Origin of the sequence: Leptolyngbya sp. KIOST-1, from assembly GCF_000763385.1 — a bacterium.
Lineage (GTDB): Bacteria > Cyanobacteriota > Cyanobacteriia > Phormidesmidales > Phormidesmidaceae > Nodosilinea.
In genome coordinates this window covers 3,126,780-3,147,905 of record NZ_JQFA01000002.1, presented here as the reverse complement: position 1 = coordinate 3,147,905, position 21,126 = coordinate 3,126,780, and the positions used below count along the sequence as shown (strand labels likewise).

The window sequence follows — 21,126 nt, the reverse complement described above, 5'->3', positions numbered from 1 at the left end:
AGTTTTTTAGCTCAATCAGCCGATGCCTACAGGTCAAAAGGGCTTGGTAGGCTAGATCTACTGCTGCACCTAGCGTTTCGCCCCATGCAAGTTCTCCCTGCCCAATCCGCCGATTCCGCCGCCTTAGAACCATCGCCCAGTCAAACCGTGGTGCTCAACATCAGCGGCATGAAGTGCGCTGGATGTGTGCGGGCGGTGGAAAATCGCCTGGCTCAGGTAGAAGGGGTGCGATCGGCGACGGTCAACCTGGTGACGGAGGTGGCGGTAGTCGAAACAAAGATTGGCGCGGTAACGGCGGACTACCTGGCGGAGCAGGTGGCCCAGGCGGGGTTTGGGGCGACGCCGAGAACCAGCGATGGCGATGGCGACGACCTGACGGCCTGGGTCGAAGCTAAGCGGGCCGAACAGCAGCAGCAGGGGCGGCGGCTGGGGGTGGCGATCGCCCTCCTGGTTCTCTCCGCCATTGGCCACCTCAACCACTTCGGCTGGCTGACCGTTCCCGTGCTCAGCGACCTGTGGTTCCACGCTGTACTGGCCACGGTGACGCTGGCATTTCCGGCCCGAGCGATCTTGGTGGATGGCTGGACCGGGTTGCGGCGGCTGACCCCTAACATGAATACCCTGGTGGCCCTGGGCAGCGTCAGCGCCTACCTGGCCAGCGTGGTAGCCCTGGTGTTCTCCGGCCTGGGCTGGGAGTGCTTTTTTGACGAGCCGGTGATGTTGCTGGCGTTTATTTTGCTGGGCCGCACCCTGGAGCAGCGGGCGCGGTACCGGGCGGCGGACGCGCTGCGATCGCTGGTCGAACTCCAGCCTGCCGTGGCCCGACTGATCTCCAACCCCGCCACCGCTGGGATCGCCCAAACCGGGGTCGAAGTGCCCGCCCGCTGCCTCCAGGTGGGCGAGTGGGTGCAGGTGCTGCCCGGCGAAAAAGTGCCCGCCGACGGCACGATAGTTTCGGGCCAGAGCACCGTGGATGAGTCGATGCTGACCGGCGAGTCGATGCCGGTGTTGAAGCAGCCTGGCGACGGGGTAACGGCGGGCACGCTGAACCAGAGTGGCGCGATCGCCCTCCAGGTCACGGGCACCGGCCAGAATACCGTGCTGGCCCAAATGATTCGCCTGGTGGAAACCGCCCAGAGCCGCAAGGCCCCGATCCAGCGGTTGGCGGACGTGATCTCGGGCTACTTCACCTACGGGGTGATGACTTTAGCCACCCTCACATTCCTGTTTTGGTATTTCATCGGTCTGCACCAGTGGCCAGAGGTGATGCATTCGGCTCTGGGTATGGCCCACATGGGGCACACCATGACCTACACCTCTTCAACACTGCTGGTGAGTCTAAAATTGGCGATCGCCGTCATGGTCGTCGCCTGCCCCTGCGCCCTGGGCCTCGCCACCCCCACCGCCATTCTGGTCGGCTCGGGTCTGGGGGCCGAGCGGGGTCTGCTGCTGCGCGGCGGCGACAGCCTCGAAACCATTGCTCACCTCGACACGGTGGTGTTCGACAAGACGGGCACCCTCACCCTGGGCCAGCCCGCCGTTACCGAGGTGCAAGCTCTGACGGATGACCTGAGTGAGGCCGACATTGTGCAACTGGCCGCCACCGTTGAAAGCGGCACCCAACACCCCCTGGCCAAGGCCATTCACCAGGCAGCAGCAGCGCGAGAACTGGATCTGCTGCAAGCCGATGAGTTTGATACTCAACCCGGTCTCGGCGTCGCGGCTCAAGTTACCTGGCGAAACACCGTACAGCCCTGCGCCCTGGGCAACCAGCAGTGGATGATCGAGCGAGAAATGATGTTGGATGCCGACGTGCAAGATCAGGCCAAGGCCCGGGCGGAAGCGGGGCAGACGGTGGTGTATGTGGCGCTGGGGGATGCGGTGGTGGGATTGGTTGCGATCGCCGATCAGCTCCGCCCCGATGCCGCCGCCGTAGTCAAAGACCTGCAAGACCAGGGGCTACAGGTGCGGGTGCTGACGGGGGATAGAAAGGAAGTGGCGGGTGCGATCGCCGCCCAGATCCACCTCAACCCCGACCAGGTCACCGCCGAAGTTTCCCCCCAGGGCAAAGTCGATGCGATCCGCCAGCTCCAAGACAGTGGCCACACCGTAGCGCTGATGGGCGACGGCATCAACGATGCCCCAGCCCTGGCTCAAGCCGATGTCGGCATCAGCCTCCACTCCGGCACCGACATCGCCATGGAAACCGCCGACGTCATTCTTATGGGCGACCAACTCTCCGCCCTGCTCGAAACCCTCACTCTCAGCCGCGCTACGTTTAACAAAATTCGCCAAAACCTGGCCTGGGCCTTTGCCTACAACCTGGTGGCGATCCCCCTCGCTGCAGGGGTGCTGCTCCCCACCGCCGGAGTCAGCCTGACCCCCGCCGCCGCAGGCGGCATGATGGCATTTAGCTCGGTGGCGGTGGTGGTTAACTCCCTTCTGCTGCGCCAGGAATGATCTAGTTGCTATTAATATGGTTCTATCAATAATTTTTCCAAGAAAGAACACTCAACTAACTGTCTTAGCGGTATAGCATCAGACTAACGAGGATATCACAGCATTAAAGAGCGTTTAGGTTTCATTCAATTACTGGTACTGCAAGACGAAAATACAATGCTGAGAGAAATAAAAATCGAAAATTTTCGTAGCTTCAAGTCTTTCGAGCTTCGTAATCTCGGCAGATTAAATTTGTTAGTAGGCACTAACAATAGTGGAAAAACATCAGTTTTAGAGGCCATTCAACTATTGTGCTCGAGGAATAATCTTGAGCCCCTTAGAGATTCAATGGTCAGTCGAGGTGAATACTCCTGGGATGAACGAAAAAGGTACAGGGAGCTAGATGTTTGCCATCTTTTCCATGGGCATCAGATTGAACCAGGTAGCGAGTTTTCAGTGTTAGGCACAGGTGAAAGTAGACTAGAAAAGCTCACGGCAAAAGTAGGGTTGCGACCACTTAGAAGACTTTACGAAAAGACTTCTGACAATGGTGAACAGCTAAAAATGCTTGACGATTACGTTTTTGAAGATAGTCCAAACGATTTCAATGTCCTAGATCTTACTATCAAATGGCTTTATGGAAATGAGCAAGATGCCTGGGAACGACCATTGTCAAGCGATGGAAAGTTAACGGAAGACTATATCCGTCGGTTAAGACCAATAGGACGTGCAAAAGGCTTGGACACAAAAACTCAGTTCGTCACGTCATCGGCACTTACATCTGAAAGGACGATAGAGCTATTTGAGCAGATTGTGCTAACTCCTGAAGAAAATCTGGTACAGGAGGCTCTTCAAGTTATCGAACCTAGAATCGAGCGAATTGCATCACTTGGATCTGAAAGGTTTCGTCGCTCCGAAGCACGCGGAGGGTTTGTAGTGAATTTGTCTGATGGTGAACAAAGGGTGCCTATTGGAAGTATGGGAGATGGCATATGGCGTATGCTAGGACTCGCACTATCAACAGTCAGTTCAACTAGCGGTGTTTTGTTTGTTGATGAAATTGATACTGGCCTGCATTTTACTGCAATGTCCGATATGTGGAAATTAATATGGGAAACAGCGAAAAGACTCGATGTACAAGTTTTTGCGACCACACATAGCAGTGATTGCTGGACTAGCTTAGCTACCATCGTTGACCAAGATATCTTGTCAGAGGATGGAATTACAATTCAGAGAATAGAACGAGACCAAAGCGTAAGCGTTGCATTTAGTGAGTCAGAAATTGTCATTGCTGCCAAAAGGGGCATTGAGGTTCGATAGCAATGATAAGTAAGTACACAACCAAGAAACTAATTGTTGAAGGAAGTCAAGACAAGAGAGTAATTCCAAAACTAATGGAGGCAAACGGAGTTGATTGGGGGGAATCAGCAAGCAACGCAGTTGTTTATATAGAAGATTATGGTAGCGATGGGTTTATTAATACAGATTTTATTTCCACAGAACTTAAAGCTTCTGGCTTGATAGCCTTAGGTATGGTTGTAGACGCTGATGATAATCTAGATGCGCGTTGGGGGAGTATTAGAAATGCTTGCCTGAAAAGCATTCCTGATATTCCTGAATATTTGCCGGAATCAGGCTTGATTCATACTACAGGTTCTGGGATAAAATTTGGAGTCTGGATCATGCCAGACAATAAAACTCAAGGCATGCTTGAGACTTTTTTAACATATATGATTCCTACAACTAGCCAACTGTTATGGGAGTATGCGAAAGAAGTATCCCAAGAGGCTTCAAGAAAAGGAGCCTCTTATATTGAGGCTCATTATGATAAGGCTTGTATATATACTTGGCTAGCTTGGCAATCTCCACCAGGCAGACAATTACACAACGCCGTTACAGAAAGGATACTGGAGCCAACACACATAGAGGCTCAGAACTTTGTGAGTTGGTTTAAAGAGCTATATGACCTGTAATACCAATATTTGATAAAGATGATCATAATCCAACGCCTAAGAGCCTTGCTACTCAATGATTCTAGTTTTGGTTTTTCCGCTCGCTTCACATTGGATTGGTATTAGCTATGTCAATTGATCAATTAATGACTGAAGCGCTTGCTCTTCCTGACAATCTCAAAATTCAGCTTGTGGAGGAGTTGTTGGCAAGTTTAGAAACAGTAGATGGGGCTATTCAAGCCGAATGGATTGCTGAAGCCCAGAGGCGGCGGGATGAAATTTTGGCTGGCACCGTACAAACCATTCCTGGGGATGAAGCACTTGCTCAAGCGAGAAATCTTCTGAATCAATGAAGTACGTTTTTCATCCAGAGGCACTGGCTGAATATTCACAAGCTATCCAGTACTATGCCGAACAGCGGGTTGACCTGGCACAGGCTTTTATTGATGCGGTTGAGAATGCTGTCTACCGCTTGCGAGAAGCCCCAAACCGTTATCCTAGCGTTGCTCCAGGCATCAGGCGGTGTATAGTTCGCAAATTTCCGTACAGCATTTTATACATGGTTGAGGCAGATTCTATTTTGATTTTGGCAGTTACCCACGGCAAGCAGAGGCCAGGGTACTGGCGATCGCGCCTCGGATAGTTTGATCAGGCAACCTTGCCCAAGCAATGGTGGAAATCACCTATCGACCTCTGACAAAAGCGCGATCGCCCCATGGCCGAACTCCTGCTGTCGTGGCAAGCCAGACGTTTTGAGCCTCAAAAGCAGGCCTGATACTATTGGTGTGGCCCTTGAGTGGCGACAAGGTTTCTATGGCCAATAGCTCAAAAGATTTGAGGCTAAAACCGACATTCCGCAGGTTGACAAAAAGAATATTTGGCGGGGCTGAGGTAAGCTCAGGGCAAGCCATGGGATCGCGTCTTGGAGATAGAGAATCTAGATCAGCGGAGCTCACCGACATTTCGCTGATCGCCAACGAGCAGGTGGTGATTCTGGTCACCGACCAGGGCTATATCAAACGCATGCCCGTGGCCACCTTTGAGGCCCAGAGCCGCGCCACTCGGGGCAAGGCCGGGGCCAAAATGAAGGAAGACGATGGCGTGCAGCACTTCATCACCTGCTACACCCACGACTACCTGCTGTTCTTCAGCGATCGCGGCGTCACCTACGCCCTGCGGGCCTACCAGATCGCCGAGGGCTCCCGCGCCTCGCGGGGGATGCCCAGCAGGTGGCCGCAGGCTTCGTGGAAAATCACGCCGCCAAACTTGTTGGCCATGATCACGGGGTAGGTGCCCGACTCCACGTAGTCGGCATAGAGCATTTTGCCCGCCGACTCGGCCACATCCGCCGAGGCCGAGCGAAAGTCCCAATTGCGCAGAAAGGCCGGGTCACTGGTGTCCCCTGCCCGCTGGCCAATGGATGAGTGGGGGCGATCGCCTGGGTTGAGCAGGTGCCGCAGGGCGGCGATCGCCCCGGCACAGGCAAACACCGGCAGGGTGTAGCCGGGACGCGGTGGTATGGATACGCCTTCTACCATCTATTTATCTAGCCCGATGCTATCTAAACTGATCCCAAACCGGCAGAGCTTTGACTGTTTCTACGGTCAGATCTAGCAGTGGCAGACGCCCGCTTTGATGGTGGCCGATGCGGCGTTCTACAGTGAACCCAACCTCCAGCAGGTGGGGAGTTTGCCCTGGTTGAGCCGAGTGCCACAAACCCTCAAAGCGGCTCAAACCCTGGTGGATAGCGCCCCCGATTCGCTGAGCGAGAGGCCCTGTGACCTCGACGGCTATCGGCTGTGGGAACAACGGCAGCGCTACGCTGGGGTGGAACAGCGCTGGATTCTGGTGGAAAGCCCGCACCGACGCGAGTCAGAGGATTGGCTCAAACCCCTCGAAAAGCAGGAAAAGGGGCTGCAACGGTCGTTGCGCCAACTCTGTAGCCAGGTGTTTGCCTGTAAGCCCGATGCCATGGATGCACTCCTGCGCTTTCAAGACTCCCTCACCGGCTACACCCTGACTCAGGTGGCGCTGGTCTCGGTCGCTGCTAAGCGTCCCCCCGGTCGGCCCAAGCGCTCTCAACCCTCAGACTCACCGACGTTAGGCTATCAATGGCAGGCGACCCTGGAACGCACCGCTGAGTATGAGGCCCAGTGCCAACAGCGCTATCGTCGCTTCATTCTGGCTACCAACGTCCTGGATGACGACACCTACCCGGCCCAGCGCCTGCTGCAAGAGTACAAAGCTCAGCAGCACGTTGAGCGCGGCTTTCGCTTTCTCAAAGACCCCCTCTTCTTCACCAGCAGTGTCTTTGTCAAAAAACCGCAGCGGGTTGAGGCCCTCGCCCTCGTCATGGCCTTGACGCTGCTGGTCTACAGTCTTGGCCAGCGCAAACTCAGAGCGCAGCTCGCCCAAGCCGATGACACGGTGCTCGACCAAAAGCAGCGCCCCACTCGCAATCCGACCTTTCGCTGGATTTTGCAGAAGTTTCAGGCCATTCACTTGGTCTCTATCGGCTCTTCTCAGCAGGTCAGCAACCTCTCAGAAGAACGCAACAAAATCGTTCGCCTTATGGGCTTCCCGGCCTGCCGGTACTATCTCCTAAATTAACTCCTGTCAACCTGCGGAATGTCGGCTAAAACGCTACGGCAAAGCGCTGGCGGTGGGGCTGGCCTCGGCGCTGGGGCTGTTGGTGGTGGCTGGTGCTGGCCCTATGCCGCCTTTCGCCTCAGCCCCTGGCCCTCAGCGCTGCTGATTCGCAGAGCCTTTGATGCCGGTGCGGCAGACATTTCTGCGGCCCTCGAATCCCACTTGCCAGATACCGTATCGTCGATTCTCGATGAGAACTATGCGGTAGGCGATCGCAATGCCTACCTCGATGTCTACTTTCCCGCCGACCTGGCCGAGGGCGAGACGCTGCCGACGGTAGTGTGGAGCCACGGCGGCGCGTATATTTCAGGCGACAAAGAACAGATCGGCAACTATGCCCAGGTGCTGGCTGCTCGCGGCTTTACCGTCGTCAGCGTCGGCTATTCCATCGCGCCGAGGGCCACGTTTCCCACCCCCATTCGCCAGGTCAACCAGGCGCTGGGGTATTTGGTCAAGCACAGCGATCGCCTGCATGTAGACCCCAACCGCCTATTTTTGGCCGGAGACTCGGCGGGGTCTCACATCTCAGCTCAGCTCGCCGTGGCGATCACCGAGCCCACCTACGCCCAGGCGCTCGGCATTACTCCCACGGTGACTCCCGAGCAGATTGCGGGCATGGTGCTCTACTGCGGACCTTACAACATCCATGCGGCTAACCTCAGCGGGGCCTTTGGCTGGTTCATGACTACCGTGCTGTGGTCTTACAGCGGCGACAAAAATTTTTCAGAAAACGCCTACTTTTCTCTGGCCAACGTGACCGACTACGTTACCGCCAACTTTCCGCCATCGTTTATCTCGGCAGGCAATGCCGACCCGCTGCTGCCCCATTCGCTGCCCCTGGCCGATCGCCTGGAGCAACTGGGGGTGCCAGTCAATACCCTATTCTTTCCCACCGATCACGAACCGGGGCTGGGCCACGAGTACCAGTTTGTTTTAGACAGCGAGGCGGGTCAGCTCGCCCTAGAGCGGTCGGTTGAGTTTTTAGAGCAGTCCACCGGGCCTGCCAATACCCCCAACACGTCACCGCAGTAGCTGATCGATCATGCGGTTGGCCTGTGATTCGTAGCTGCCGCCAAATAGCGTGAAGTGGTTGAGGATGTGGTACAGGTTGTAGAGCGTTTTGCGGGTCTTGTAGCCTGCATCGAGCGGGTAGGCAGCATTGTAGGCGTCATAAAAGGCAGCAGGGAAGCGGCCAAATAGTTCGGTCATGGCGATGTCCACCTCGCGATCGCCGTAATACGTCGCCGGGTCCAAAATCACCGGCTCACCCTCCGTCGTCACCGCCGCATTGCCCGACCACAGGTCGCCGTGCACCAGACTGGGGGCCGGGTCGTGGTTTGCCAGCAGATCGCCCAGCACCATCAGCAGCTCGTGCTGACGCGGAAACCGCCCGCCGCGACGGCCCGCCAGGCGAAACTGGTGGCGCAGCCGGTGCTCGCGGTAAAACTCCAGCCAGGTGGCCGTCCAGGGGTTGGGCTGGGGGGTGGCCCCAATGGTGTTGTTCTGGTGCCAGCCAAAGCCTTTATCGTGGGTCACCCGGTGCATGGCGGCCAGCGCCTCGCCCATGCGGCCCCAGGCCTCGCCGCCGCCGCCCAGATCCAGCCACTCCAGGGCAATGTAGGCCGAGCCATCCACTATGCCCCAGGCGATCGGTTTGGGCACGCGAATGGTCTGGCTGTCGTACATCTCCTTCAGGCCCAGGGCCTCGGCCTCGAACATAGCCACCTGCGACGCCTGGTTGAGCTTAATGAAAAACGACTGGCGGCCGTCGCTGAGCTGGTAGGCCTGATTGATGCAGCCACCTCCCACCGATCGCCGGTCGGCCACGGTAAAGGCGGTGCCAGTTTTGGCGGCAATATGCTGAGCGATCGCAGTCCACATACTCAACCCGCCCTAAGCTGCTGGCTGGAGGGCAACCACGCCGTAGGCCTCAGCCGAGAGGTAGCTCTGGGCTGCCCGCAGCACATCTTCGACGGAGAGCTTCTGGATGTAGGCCGGGTAGTTGAGGCCTTCGGCGATGTCGCCAGTCAGGGTGTGGTAGTAGCCGTAGAGCCCGGCCCGATCGCTGGGGGTTTCGTTGGCAAACACAAACCGATTGGCCACCTGGGTCTGCACCCGGCGCAGCTCGGCCTGGCTCACCGGCACCTGGGTGATGGTGGCAATGTGCTGGGCGATCGCGGCCTCGACCACCGCCAGATTCTCTGTTGGCAGCTGGGCCGACACCATAAACACCCCCTGGTGGGCCAGGGTCATGTTGCTACAGCTAATGCTGGTCACCAGCTTGCGGTCTTCGCGCAGGTCGCGCACCAGCCGCGAGGTCAGCCCCCGCCCCAAAATTGAGGCCACAATATCCAGGCCATAGGTGTCGTCGAGCTGGGCTATTCCAGGCACTCGCCAGGCCATCAGCAGGCGCGCCTGGGCCAGGGCTGGGTCAATGTGGACAGCCCGCCGCACCGACTCGAAGGGGGGCTCCAGGTCGCCGGGCACCAGGGGCTTAAATCGCTCCATTACGGCAGGAGTAGCGGGGGGGGTGCGCTGGGCCATGGCCCGGTCAAATCCTTCGGCCACCGTGGCAATCAGCGTTTCCACCGACAGGTTGCCCACCGCCACCGCCGTCATACTCTGGGGCTGGTACCAGGTGCTGTGGAAGGTGCGCATCTGTGCCGGGGTCAAGGTTTCCACCACCGAGGCCGGGCCCAGCACCGGGCGACGGTAGGGCAGGCGGTCGAACACCAGTTCCATGGTGCGGGCGTAGGTGCGGCGGCGGGGGTTGTCGTCGGCGCGGCGAATTTCTTCTAGAATCACCGGGCGCTCGCGCTCAAAGTCATCGTCGCTGAGGCGGGGGGTCATCACCATCTGAATTTGTAGCGGCGCCAGGGCGACAAAGTCCTGGGGGGCGGTGGTGATGTAGTACTTGGTATAGTCCTGGCTGGTGGCGGCATTGGTAAAGGCCCCGCGCTCTTCCACCCGGCGCTCAAACTCGCCGCACTGCAACTGCTGGGTGCCCTTAAAAATCATGTGCTCCAGAAAATGGGCCATGCCGTTGATGGCGTCGCTTTCGACCGCCGAGCCCACCCGCAGCCAGAGGCTCAGGTTGACGACCTCCAGAGGCATTTGCTCAGCAATGACCGTCAGGCCGTTGGGCAGGCGACGAATGGTGGGAGAAACCAGGCGAGAAGGCAGATCAGCGGTCGCTGAGAGCAAAGCCATAGCAAAAATTCGCAACCTGAAAAAACATTAAGCCTGAAAAACGCAAACCTTAGAACATCTTAACGACTGAATCGCCTGCCTGGCACATCCATACCCTGACGCCCTGACCGTTTCTCCAGCCAACCGCAGAGCAATGTTGCGCCCGTAGCGGGAGACAGGGTTTCGTGTCCGGGCCAAAATGGCAGAATTCAGTGTCCCATTCTGGCGAAAGTATTGTAAATTCCTGGTATGCGGCCTATTCCGGGGAGATTTCATGGGCACCTGGATCAAAGAAACAGACATTGCGATTTACCTGATGCAGGGAGGCTACTGGATCTCTCGAATTACCAAATACCCCTCCAGCACCAACCCCAAAGAGCAGGTGGTCAATATTGGCAGCATCCGAACCTGGTTTTTGCGCAGCGACTACCCCCGCGCCATGACGGTGTCCATCGGTACCGGAGCACCGGAGCCACAGCCCCTGCCGCCGCCGCCACCCCCACCGCCCCCACCGGGCAACACCATCAACGCCGCTGGCTTAGAAATTGTGAAAGGGTTTGAGGGACTGAGTCTCAGTGCCTACCCCGACCCCGGTACCGGCGGCGAACCCTGGACCATTGGCTACGGTCACACCTCTGCCGCCGGGCCACCCCAGGTGTACCGGGGGCTGACCATCACCCGAGCCGAGGCTGAAGACATTCTCAAGCGCGACCTGGCCAAGTACGAAAAGGTGGTGGCCAACGCGGTCACCCGCACTCCCACCAGCGATCAGTTTTCGGCCCTGGTGTCCTTTACCTTCAATGTTGGTCCCGGCAATTTGCAGACCTCGACGCTGCTGAAGAAACACAATGCGGGCGACTTTGCTGGGGCTGCCGAAGAATTTGGCCGCTGGGTCTACGCCGGGGGCAACGTGATGCCCGGCCTGCAGCGACGGCGCCGGGCCGAACGGGCCCTCTACCGCAGCGAAAACTGGCAGCAGTTTATGTAGACCCCGCTGAATTTGGTATGCGGGTTTGGGGATGGTGCGATCGCACCATCCCCAAATTTTTGTGGGTAGGTCGCTACGATAAAGAGCATTAAGAAAGAAGCATTAAGAGCTGTAAATCGCGGCTCCAAAGGATGGGGCCAGGTGGGGAAAAATAAGTTGTTTCCCCCTGGTTAATCTGTCCCTAAACGGCCAAAGCGTGAAGTCCTCCGTCCCGTTTGCCCTCCAAGAGCCGCCTGTATGAACGATGATGGGATGTCGATTGCCCCCGACCCCTCGCCCGCAGGGCGGGCACAAACCGCAACGACTGACCCCATCAGTGAGCCGCAAGCCCCTGAGCAGCCTTTTCGCACCCTGCTGAACAGTATGGCTCTGGCCGGGTTGATTACCGATACCGGGGGCAACATCGTCTTTTGCAACGACTACCTGCTCGAGCTGATCGGTTGGCAAAGCCAGGACGTCGTCGGCCGCAGCTGGTTTGAGCTGTTTGTTCCCGCTGAGCAGCGGCAGGAGCAACAAGCGCTCTTTGCGGCGGCGATCGCCCGCAGGCAGTGCCCCACCCACCACAGCGGCGAAGTATTAACCCGCAGCGGCGATCGACGTCTGATTGCCTGGAACTATACCGTCTGGGCCAGCCCTGAGGGCCAGGTCCGGCAGATCGCCAGCCTGGGCCAGGACCTCAGCGAGCAGCGGCAGGCCCAGCAATCGCTGCACGGCGTTGGGCTCGACCTGGGCGATCGCAGGCCGACCGATCAGGCCCTGGTCGACGCCCACCAGCAAATGCAGGCCTTTATCGACAACACCCCGGCCCTGGTCAATATCTTTGATATCGATGGGCGCTACCTGCGGGTCAACCGGGCCACCGCTGACCAGTTTGGGCTGAGGCCCGAGGAGATCGTCGGCAAAGCCTTTGTCGACCTGCTGCCAGCGGTGATCGCCAACACCTTTATGGCCCGAGTGCGGCAGCTGGTGAAAACCCAGACTCCACTGACGGTCGAAGATACGCTGCAGCTGGGCGATCGGCAAAAGGTCTACCGTTCCGTGCTGTTTCCGGTGGGCACCGATGGCGACAACAGCCCCATTTTTGGTTCCGTTGCCACCGACATCACGCTCCTGGTCGAAGCCCAAACGGTTCTGCGCCGCCAGGCCGAAGAGGAGCGCCTGATTCGCACCATGACCCAGCACATCCATCAGTCGCTGGATGTGAACGCAATTTTGCAGACCACCGTGACCCAAATCCGGCAGTTCTTGCAGACCGATCGGGTGCTGATTTACCGCTTCAACCCTGACTTCAGCGGCACCATGGTAGTCGAGGCGGTGCTGCCCCCCTGGGCCGCCACCCTGGGCCTCACCGTCGAAGATACCTGCTTTCTGACCAGCCCTGAGCTGGTCCACAGCTACCGCCAGGGCCGTACCCACCCTATCGGCAATGTCAGTCAGGCCGATATCGCCCCCTGCTACCGAGCGTTGCTGGCGCGGTTTCAGGTGCAGGCCAACCTGGTTGTCCCGATCAACTGCGGCAGCGAGCTGTGGGGGTTGCTGTGTGTTCACCACTGCCGAGGCCCACGCCAGTGGCAGTCCCAGGAGATCGCCCTGCTGGTTCAGCTGGCCGACCAGGTGGCTATTGCCCTGCAGCAGAGTCAGCTGCTGGATCAAACCGCCACCCTGGCCCGCCAGGAAACGCTGCTCAACAATATCATCAGCGCCATCAGCGACAGCCTGGAGCTCAACACCCTACTGCAGCGAACGGCAACCGAAATGCTGCAGACGTTTCAGGCTAGCCGGAGCCTGGTGGTGCTCTGCCAGGCCACCGACGCCTACCTAACCCACACCAGCACGGCCAGCGTGCCGGGCTGCGACAACTTAGAGGGGCAGATTATCCCGATCGAGGGCAACCCCCACGCCCGGAAAGTGCTGCAACAGGAAGCCCCGGTGGTCGTCAACGATGTCACCCAGGAGCCCGTCTTGGTCCCACAGCTAGGCCTGGCCCTAAAACTCGAAATTGGGGCCATACTGGCGGTCTCCATTCGCTACCGGGGCGTGGTCAAAGGCATTTTGAGCGTGCACCAGTGCCCCCATGCCCGGCAGTGGAGCCAGGATGAAGTCAAGTTGATCAAGCGGGTGGCCGACCACCTGGCGATCGCCATTCACCAGGCCGAGCTGTACGCCCAGGCCCAGGGGGAGCTGGCCGAGCGCAAGCGGCTGGAGGCCCAGCTGCGCTACGATGCCTCCCACGATCGCCTCACCGGCCTACCCAACCGGACTTTATTCCTGGAACGGCTGGCCCAGGCGCTCGATCGGCTGCATGACCAGGGCCAGTCCAGCACTGCTCCAGGCTCCTGGTCCTCAGATGGCCCGATCGATTCCTGCGGCGATGCCGGGACAGAACGCTCTGCGAATCGCCAGTTTGCCCTGCTGTTTCTCGACCTCGACCGGTTCAAAGTCATCAACGACAGCCTGGGCCACACCATTGGCGATCAGCTGCTCCAGGTGGTGGCCCAGCGCCTGCAGACCTGCCTGGGCTCAGCGGATCTGGCTGCCCGTCTGGGGGGCGACGAATTTGTGGTGCTGCTGGCCGACCTCAGCGATGCCACCGATGCCATCGCTATGGCCCACCGCATTCATGCCATTCTCGAAGCCCCGGTGCTGCTGGAGGGCCACGAGGTCTTCATCCACACCAGCATTGGCATTGCCCTGAGTTCACCCGCCTACACGGACCCCAACCAGATCCTGCGCGACGCCGACATCGCCATGTACAAAGCCAAGGGCAGCAACCGCGAGTACGCCATTTTCGATGCCCCCATGCACGCCCTGGTCGTCCAGCAAATGCAGCTCGAAAACGACCTGCGCCGTGCCCTGGAGCGCTCAGAGCTGAGGCTGTTCTATCAGCCCCTCGTCGATCTGGTCACCGGGATTCCCCAGGGGTTTGAGGCCCTGGTGCGCTGGCAGCACCCCCAGCGGGGGCTGGTGCCGCCCCTGGACTTTATTCCCATGGCCGAGAATCTAGGGTTGATCACCGCGCTCGATCGCAGGACCCTCAATCAGGCCTGCTGTCAGCTCAGCCAGTGGCACCGGCAGTTCGCCGCCAGCCAGGCGCTCAGCGTCAGCGTCAACCTCTCCGGCAAGCAGTTCGTGCGCCCCGACCTGATCCAGCAGATCGACGGGGCCCTGGTTCGCAATGGTCTCCAGGGACGGCATCTCAAGGTCGAAATTACCGAAAGTGTGCTGATTCAAAACGCCCAGCTGGCCATCGATCTGCTTCAGCAGCTGCGCCAGCGCCACATTCAAATCTGTATGGATGACTTTGGCACGGGCTATTCCTCCCTCAGCTACCTGCATCGCTTTCCCATCGACGTGCTCAAAATCGATAAATCCTTTGTCACCACGCTGAACAGTCCTACCCAGAACCAGGGCAACGACGAGATTGTCAAAGCCATTCTGAGCCTGGCCGCCAACCTCCACCTCAGCGTCATTGCCGAGGGGATTGAAACCGCCGAGCAGGCCCACTACCTGCGATCGCACCACTGCCAGGGTGGGCAGGGCTACCATTTCTTTCCGCCCCTGTCGGTAGAGGCGGCCACGGCCCTGATCGGCCAGCTCAACCGCTCGGCCCTCCGGCCTAGAACGGAAACGGCTTATAGGGAAGCCACTGGGCCCACAGCTTGGCCAGAGTGCCGTTGACAATCAGCTGATTGAGGGCCTGGTTGAGGGCCTCTAGCAACTCCCGGTTGCCTGGCAAAACGCCGATGCCAAAGGGATGCTGGGTGGGTAGCTGAAAGGCTACCCGCAGGGTACCGGTATCGGCTTCGGTCGTCAGTAGGGGCAGGGCATCGCCCACCAGCGCGTCGATCGCGCCCTCTCCCAGGGCCGCTAGCAGGGTTGACAGGGTCTGATCTGCACCCACAAAAGTTACCCACTCCAGGTCGGGTAGCGCTTCATGCAGGGCGATCGAGGTGGTGCCCGCTAGGATGCCGAGGCGCTTGCCCGCCAGGTCTGCGGCCGTGTGGATGGGGCTGTCTTCGCGCACCAGTACCGCCTCATCAAACCGCCCATAGGGACGGGTAAAGTCGGCCCAGGCGCGGCGATCCTGGGTAATCGCCTGGCTAAACCACACCACGTCGTAGTTGCCGGTGCTGAGGGCGGGGTAAAACTGGTCGGGGGCAATATCCACCCAGACGGGCTCCAGCCCCAGCACCTCGCCAACGGCCCGCGCCACGGCGGGTTCGTAGCCCAAGCGTTCCCCCTCCTGGATAAAACTCATGGGTCGAGCGTCAAAATCGCTGGCGACAATCGTTAGCTGAGCAGGGCGAACGGTGGTGAAATCCATAAACGGTGCGAACAACCATAGTTATCCGCTATTGTGACACCAAACCTGGTCGGCCTTAGAGGGCTGTCGCCCTCCGCTGACCATCCCCCGGTGCCGGGCCCCGGCCATCCCTTGAAATCGCCCACCATTCATGGAATGGTGAAGACAGTACTGCAAGCCTGCGCGAGTTCTGAATGACTGTTGGTATACCCGCTTCCGATCCGGCCTTTGCCTCCCTACGCGACTTTCGACCCCTGTTGCTGAAGGCCCACAAAATTTTGATGGACGCCGAGAAAGACCGTTACGAAGCCAGCCACGGGGCGATCGCCACCAAGGGTGACTACCTGCGGCTGGTGCTCAGCCACGAGCAGTTTAGCTGGCTGCGGCCCATCTCTCAGCTGATTGTGCAGATCGACGAGGTGCTGATGTCGAAGCAGCCCCAGCCCGTAGAGCGCGCCCCCGAACTACTCAACCAGGCCCGCCATCTGCTGCACGACACCGAAATTGGCCAGGTTTTTCAAGACCGCACCGAGTCCGTAGCCCGCCATAACCCCGAAATGGCCGCCATGGCCCAGCGCATGGACGAACTGATGCAGCCCTACGCCCCTGAGGCTAACCCCGACACCCCTGATTGACAGGGACCACGTGCAGGCGTCCATCCTGTGCAAAGATAAGAGGATTGCAAACAGAATGTTCCCACCTGGGTACCAGGCGCTAGGGAGGATTGAGTAAGAGCGAGTGTGTGTTATGAATGTTGGCGATCGCGTCCGAATCAAAGAATCCGTGATTTTTTATCACCACCCGCTGCACCGCAACGAAGCCTTCGATGCCAAGGGCCTGGAGGGTGTGATTATCAATATCCTCACCGACTACAAGGGCCGTCCCATCAGCCCTAACTTTCCGGTGCAAGTCGAGTTTGAGGTTGAGGGAGCCAAGCGCCCCATGCGCGCCCACCTCAAGCGTGACGAACTAGAGAGCGTTTAATCCCGAATCCCAGTTGTATACACCTGCCCCGTAGGGGCGTAGCATGCTACGCCCCTACGGGGTTCCTGGTTATGAATCGGGGTTACCAAATCCGATTTTCTATAAACCCCCTAATTCCGACTATTGGAGACTGTCATCCATCAGCTACCCGTAGGGTGTATCCGCGCAGCGATGCACCGACTAGGGGCTATACCAGGAGCAGCTATCCAGCCAGGTTTAGGGTTAAAACCCCTAGATCGGGCGGCGGTTGAACCAGCTCAGCAGGTTCAGCTCCGATCGCATGTGTTCAAGGTCTTGCTGGTTTTCAGCCGCCACCTGGTAGTACCACTGGCAGTAGTCCTCCAGGCTGGCCCGATGCTCCAGCTCCAGGCGAAACTCCTGGGCGGCCTGATGCAGCTCCAGGTACTCGATTATTTCCTGAGAGGTCGCCAGCGATCGCGGCCTTAGGTATTCAAACATAGCCCTCTGGAGCGTCTAGGCTCATCATAGCCTTTTGGCCAGGGGGAGGGAGTTGGAGGGTGGGAGGGTGAGGGAGTTGGAGGGTGGGCGAGTTCCCTACCCGCCTACCCACCTACCCACCTACTTCCCCCGCCCCCAGCAGCGCCGCCACCGCTACACAGCCCCAGCCAGCGATCAGTGCCGCACCCCCAAGGGGAGCCACGGCCCCCAGCAGGTTTTGCCCAGTCAGAGCCAGGGCATACAGACTGCCTGAAAAAATTCCGGTACCCACCACAAACGCCCAACCCGCTGCGATCAGCAGCCCTGGTGCGCCCAGCCCCTGGGCCAGCACCACGGCGACCAGCAGCAGGGCCAGGGCGTGGTACATCTGGTAGCGAGCGCCGGTCTCAAAGATGGTCAGCAGGCGATCGCTGAGCTGCGGTCGGAGGGCGTGGGTGGCAAAAGCTCCTGCCGCCACCGCTGTACCGCCCAGTACCGCCGCGATCGCCACAAAAAGTCGAGCCGTCCCCATAGTTACCCTTTCATCTAGTGCCCTACGGCGTAAGTCAGCCAACTGTTCCTGAAACCTGAAACCCAGCACCTGAAACCCTCAGCAATGGTTGCCCTATTTCTGACAACCCGTACTAGTTGGCTGAAGGTTCTCGTACCGCTTCCACCAGGCGAGAGAAGTAGAATCGCGTTTTGGTCATCGCCCGCCGCTCAATGTGCCAGCCGTCCGCTTCCAGGGCTTTGACAATATCGGCCTCCCGATGCAGGTAGGCCCGGGTGGTCTTGCTGGGGCCTGGAAAGAACTCGCCCACCCGCTTCAGGGCGCTGTAGCACAGAGTTTTGGGCGCAAAACTCATGATCAGACGCGATTCAGCCAGGGAACTCAGGTGGCTGATCATGGCCTGCACCTTGTCCTGGGGGTAGTGGATCAGCACGTCCAGGCAAATGACCGTGTGGTAGCGCCCGCCCAACTCCTCCAGGTCCTTGACCTCAAACGTAGGCAGGTTTTCGCCCCCCAGGGTGGCCTCGGCCCGCTGCCGGGCCTCCTCGACCATTTTGGCAGAAATATCGCTGGCGTAAACCTTGGCCCCAGCCTGGGCCAGCGGAATCGAGAGACTGCCCACGCCGCAGCCAGCGTCGCAGCAGGTCAGCCCGGCCAGGTTGCCGTCGGCCTCCAGCCAGCCCAGCAGGGTATCCACGGTGCGCTGATGGCCCTTGCGAATGTCGAGCTGAACTTTGTTGACCTCGCCATCGCCGTAGATGCGCTGCCAGCGGTCAAATCCAGTGGCATTAAAATACTCACGGACCACGGTCTTATCGTCAGTGACAGTCATGGGCTGGCTTCGAGGTTTGCGAACTTCTGTAAAATTCTATGATGTTTTGCTGCACCAAAACCCTCCGCAATGAAACTCAATCTTCCCCAATCCCTTGGCAGGCCTCAGCCAGAACCCGCCCGGGACATCACCAGTGGCATGATGGGAAAGCACGTTTCGATCGCACTAAAAGGCTATGGTTACTCCCGAAATTGGCATCATTATGGGCAGCGACTCCGACCTGCCCACTATGGCGGCTGCCATTGAGGTCTGCGCCGAGTTTGGGGTGACCCATGAGGTGGCAATTGTGTCGGCCCACCGCACCCCCGATCGCATGGTCAGCTATGCCAAGACCGCCCGCGATCGCGGCCTCAGGGTAATTATTGCTGGAGCAGGCGGAGCCGCCCACCTGCCGGGCATGGTTGCCGCCCTCACCCCCCTGCCGGTGATTGGCGTGCCGGTGGTCAGTCGCACGTTGCAGGGGCTCGACTCGCTCTACTCCATTGTGCAAATGCCTGCCGGCATTCCGGTGGCCACGGTGGCGATCGGCAACGCCAAAAATGCCGGGCTGCTGGCGGTACAGATCCTGGCTACCGATCGCCCTGCCCTCATCGACCGGGTCGCCCAGTATCGTCACGAGCTAGAGGCATCGGTGATGGCCAAGCAGCAAAACCTCGATCGCCTTGGTCCCCAGGCCTACCTATACGACCAGCTATGAGTATTTGTACTCATAGAATGAAAGTCTCTTCCCTCAAAGCGGCTTTAACGATCCAGAAATTTGTGGTTAATTAAGCCTATGTTTTGAAGCTATACGGGGAATGTAGCGGTCTCTCCGAACGCTATGTATCGCCTGATACAGATTGACTGCCTCAGAATTGATGGAATCAATTTGTTCTGTCTTTACGCAAATTCCTCTGCCTACTAGCGTCAAAACAATGCTCGGGCAGATTAGCAGAAGTTTTCCAGGCATTCGGCTCCCTTGGTTGTTGTCAGGAACTTGCTGCAGTTGCATCGCGGCTCGCAGAATTCATCTTTTCTGTGAGCTTTAGCTCCCATACGGGTCTGTCTCGCGGCCACAGGGCTGAGGGTTCAGGTCTAGATACATCGGCCGTGTTCACTGTCTGATTGTGTTGAAGGAACGTCTGTTGAGATGTCTAATCTAGTGTTGCGTAATCGTTCTAGGTTCCGAAAGCGGTCTAAGACCGGCTTTTGGAACACCAGCGTGCCACCCTTCGATCAGGCGATTAAGCGCCTGTTTGGTCGCGTTGGCGGCTGGGCTTGGGTAGCCTGCATTCCTCTGACTTTGGTGATTTTGGCCACCTGGGGAGTTGCTGCTCACGCTCAAGAGGAGTTGACCGTAGATGATCTGCAAACCACCCTCGATAACATCTGGGTGCTGATTGCCGCTTTCCTCGTTATCTTCATGAATGCCGGCTTTGGCATGCTGGAGACCGGGTTTTGCCGCCAGAAGAATGCCGTTAACATTCTCACCAAAAACCTGATCGTCTTTGCCCTGGCCACCATTTCCTACTGGTTTATCGGTTTCTCTCTCATGTTCGGCGGCGGCAATGGCTGGGTCGGCTGGGGGAACTTCTTCCTCGGCGGCGATGCTGAGCTTTATGGACTGGAAACCGGCGTTGGCCTGACCAAGGACACGTTCTTCCTGTTCCAAGCCGCCTTCGCCGGTACGGCTGCCACCATTGTGTCGGGGGCCGTTGCTGAGCGGATTAAGATCATTGACTTCATCATCTTCAGCGTTTTACTGACGTCGATTGCCTACCCCATTACGGGCCACTGGGTCTGGAGTGGGGATGGCTGGCTCGGTGCCCTGGGCTTCCATGACTTTGCCGGTTCTACGGTGGTACACTCCGTCGGCGGCTGGGCGGCCCTGATGGGTGCAGCCTTCCTGGGTCCCCGCATGGGCAAGTACACCGCTGAGGGTCAGGTCAGCGCGCTGCCCGGCCACAACCTCAGTATTGCTATGCTGGGTTGTCTTATTCTGTGGATTGGCTGGTTTGGTTTCAACCCCGGCTCTGAGCTGGCTGCCAACCTGGCTGTGCCCTACATTGCGGTTACTACCAACCTCGCCGCTGCTGCGGGTGGCATTGCGGCTACCTTTACCTCCTGGGCCCTGAGCGGCAAGCCTGACCTGTCGATGACCATCAATGGCATTCTGGCCGGTCTGGTGGGTATCACCGCTGGCTGCTACGTCGTGGGCTATGCTGGCGCGTTCTGGATTGGTCTGCTGGCGGGCGTCCTCGTGGTGTTCTCGGTGGGCTTCTTCGACAGCATCAAAATTGATGACCCCGTGGGCGCTACCTCTGTGCACCTGGTGTGCGGCATTTGGGGCACCCTGGCCGTGGGCCTGTTTGCTAACCCCAACAACTTCACCCAGGCGGGTGATCCTGAGGCTATTGCTGGCCTGCTCTACGGCGGCGGCATTGGTCAGCTGGGCGTGCAGATTCTGGGCATTCTCAGCCTTGGCCTGTTCACGGTTGTTGTCTCCAGCATCTTCTGGCTAATTCTCAAGTCGGTGCTGGGCCTGCGGGTCAGCGCCGAAGAGGAGATGAAAGGTCTGGATATCGGTGAGCACGGTATGGAAGCCTACAGCGGCTTCCTGAAGGACACCACTGATATGACTGGCGTGATCTAGTCACCCCAGCCTGTCTTGATTAGTGGGAACTAGGTTCTAATCGGTTCTGGCAAGTTTGTTCAGGACGATGTCAATTCATCTGCGGCTGGGGCATTGCCTCAGCCGCTTGTTTTTTGAGCCCAATTCTCAACTCTGGGACCCAGCTATAGCTGTAGCCAGTCCGGTTGAGACCTGTTCTAAATGAACGTTGATGGGAATATTCTGGGGGT

General features: G+C 58.5%; 21 protein-coding genes. 14 read left to right on the top strand and 7 right to left on the bottom strand.

The features are described 5' to 3' along the window. Positions 1–84: 84 nt before the first annotated feature. The 6 genes from NF78_RS13900 to NF78_RS31170 all read left to right on the top strand — a co-directional run bounded on the left by NF78_RS13900 (position 85) and on the right by NF78_RS31170 (position 5,681). Complete coding sequence (locus NF78_RS13900) at positions 85–2,460, top strand: heavy metal translocating P-type ATPase (protein ID WP_035987250.1); 2,376 nt, start codon at positions 85–87, stop codon at positions 2,458–2,460. A gap of 156 nt (positions 2,461–2,616) precedes the next feature. Continuing rightward, entirely contained in the window at positions 2,617–3,759 is a 1,143-nt protein-coding gene (locus NF78_RS13895) for an AAA family ATPase (RefSeq protein ID WP_035987248.1), read from the top strand. Between the two features lie 2 nt (positions 3,760–3,761). Next, positions 3,762–4,412 carry a DUF3226 domain-containing protein gene (locus NF78_RS13890; RefSeq protein ID WP_197064835.1) on the top strand — a complete coding sequence of 217 codons (651 nt, stop codon included), beginning with the start codon at positions 3,762–3,764 and terminating at the stop codon, positions 4,410–4,412. A gap of 107 nt (positions 4,413–4,519) precedes the next feature. Then, positions 4,520–4,744, top strand: coding sequence for an addiction module protein (locus NF78_RS13885; protein WP_035987246.1), 225 nt, complete (start codon positions 4,520–4,522; stop codon positions 4,742–4,744). Further along, entirely contained in the window at positions 4,741–5,034 is a 294-nt protein-coding gene (locus NF78_RS33475; RefSeq protein WP_072016076.1) for a type II toxin-antitoxin system RelE/ParE family toxin, read from the top strand. The genes NF78_RS13885 and NF78_RS33475 overlap by 4 nt, the downstream gene beginning before the upstream one ends. A 266-nt stretch (positions 5,035–5,300) precedes the next feature. Then, positions 5,301–5,681 (top strand): DNA gyrase C-terminal beta-propeller domain-containing protein, encoded by a 381-nt coding sequence (locus tag NF78_RS31170; RefSeq protein WP_318655471.1) that lies wholly within the window; start codon positions 5,301–5,303, stop codon positions 5,679–5,681. Here NF78_RS31170 and NF78_RS33250 read toward each other — a convergent pair. Next, positions 5,573–5,929: a hypothetical protein gene (locus NF78_RS33250; RefSeq protein WP_035987242.1), complete on the bottom strand. Its 357-nt coding sequence runs from the start codon at positions 5,927–5,929 to the stop codon at positions 5,573–5,575. The genes NF78_RS31170 and NF78_RS33250 overlap by 109 nt on opposite strands. Positions 5,930–6,026: 97 nt before the next feature. On the opposite strand from NF78_RS33250, the gene NF78_RS13870 reads away from it, so the two are divergent. After that, positions 6,027–7,001 carry an IS1634 family transposase gene (locus NF78_RS13870; protein ID WP_052049762.1) on the top strand — a complete coding sequence of 325 codons (975 nt, stop codon included), beginning with the start codon at positions 6,027–6,029 and terminating at the stop codon, positions 6,999–7,001. 18 nt (positions 7,002–7,019) lie between these two features. Further along, positions 7,020–8,072: an alpha/beta hydrolase gene (locus tag NF78_RS13865; protein WP_052050404.1), complete on the top strand. Its 1,053-nt coding sequence runs from the start codon at positions 7,020–7,022 to the stop codon at positions 8,070–8,072. Here NF78_RS13865 and NF78_RS13860 read toward each other — a convergent pair. Together NF78_RS13860 and NF78_RS13855 are read right to left on the bottom strand one after the other, a co-directional pair. Next, complete coding sequence (locus NF78_RS13860; RefSeq protein ID WP_035987240.1) at positions 8,061–8,921, bottom strand: fructosamine kinase family protein; 861 nt, start codon at positions 8,919–8,921, stop codon at positions 8,061–8,063. The genes NF78_RS13865 and NF78_RS13860 overlap by 12 nt on opposite strands. Before the next feature lie 12 nt (positions 8,922–8,933). Further along, complete coding sequence (locus NF78_RS13855) at positions 8,934–10,250, bottom strand: M16 family metallopeptidase (protein ID WP_035987237.1); 1,317 nt, start codon at positions 10,248–10,250, stop codon at positions 8,934–8,936. 253 nt (positions 10,251–10,503) lie between these two features. Here NF78_RS13855 and NF78_RS13850 point away from each other — a divergent pair, with 253 nt between their 5' ends. Next, positions 10,504–11,217 (top strand): lysozyme, encoded by a 714-nt coding sequence (locus NF78_RS13850; RefSeq protein WP_081972615.1) that lies wholly within the window; start codon positions 10,504–10,506, stop codon positions 11,215–11,217. A gap of 237 nt (positions 11,218–11,454) precedes the next feature. Further along, positions 11,455–14,895 carry an EAL domain-containing protein gene (locus tag NF78_RS28260; protein WP_052050403.1) on the top strand — a complete coding sequence of 1,147 codons (3,441 nt, stop codon included), beginning with the start codon at positions 11,455–11,457 and terminating at the stop codon, positions 14,893–14,895. Here NF78_RS28260 and NF78_RS13840 read toward each other — a convergent pair. Continuing rightward, positions 14,834–15,556, bottom strand: a complete 723-nt coding sequence (locus NF78_RS13840) for a substrate-binding periplasmic protein (RefSeq protein WP_225885296.1) — start codon at positions 15,554–15,556, stop codon at positions 14,834–14,836. The genes NF78_RS28260 and NF78_RS13840 overlap by 62 nt on opposite strands. A gap of 158 nt (positions 15,557–15,714) precedes the next feature. Between NF78_RS13840 and NF78_RS13835 the strand changes: the two genes are divergently transcribed. Then, positions 15,715–16,155: a hypothetical protein gene (locus NF78_RS13835; RefSeq protein WP_052050400.1), complete on the top strand. Its 441-nt coding sequence runs from the start codon at positions 15,715–15,717 to the stop codon at positions 16,153–16,155. A gap of 112 nt (positions 16,156–16,267) precedes the next feature. Then, positions 16,268–16,504 (top strand): ferredoxin-thioredoxin reductase variable chain, encoded by a 237-nt coding sequence (locus NF78_RS13830; RefSeq protein ID WP_035987231.1) that lies wholly within the window; start codon positions 16,268–16,270, stop codon positions 16,502–16,504. A 231-nt stretch (positions 16,505–16,735) separates the two neighbouring features. On the opposite strand, the gene NF78_RS13825 is transcribed toward NF78_RS13830, so the two are convergent. From NF78_RS13825 to bchM, 3 genes are all read right to left on the bottom strand, one after another. Continuing rightward, positions 16,736–16,963 (bottom strand): hypothetical protein, encoded by a 228-nt coding sequence (locus tag NF78_RS13825; protein ID WP_052050398.1) that lies wholly within the window; start codon positions 16,961–16,963, stop codon positions 16,736–16,738. Positions 16,964–17,075: 112 nt separating this feature from the next. Next, a complete protein-coding gene (locus tag NF78_RS13820) occupies positions 17,076–17,474 on the bottom strand; it encodes a DUF423 domain-containing protein (RefSeq protein ID WP_035987229.1) in 399 nt (132 codons plus the stop codon). Positions 17,475–17,586: 112 nt separating this feature from the next. After that, positions 17,587–18,285 carry a magnesium protoporphyrin IX methyltransferase gene (gene bchM, locus NF78_RS13815; RefSeq protein ID WP_035987227.1) on the bottom strand — a complete coding sequence of 233 codons (699 nt, stop codon included), beginning with the start codon at positions 18,283–18,285 and terminating at the stop codon, positions 17,587–17,589. Positions 18,286–18,460: 175 nt separating this feature from the next. On the opposite strand from bchM, the gene purE reads away from it, so the two are divergent. Both purE and NF78_RS13805 read left to right on the top strand, forming a co-directional pair. Then, a complete protein-coding gene (gene purE, locus NF78_RS13810) occupies positions 18,461–18,982 on the top strand; it encodes a 5-(carboxyamino)imidazole ribonucleotide mutase (RefSeq protein WP_035987224.1) in 522 nt (173 codons plus the stop codon). Between the two features lie 504 nt (positions 18,983–19,486). Then, complete coding sequence (locus tag NF78_RS13805) at positions 19,487–20,917, top strand: ammonium transporter (protein WP_035987222.1); 1,431 nt, start codon at positions 19,487–19,489, stop codon at positions 20,915–20,917. Positions 20,918–21,126 lie beyond the last annotated feature (209 nt).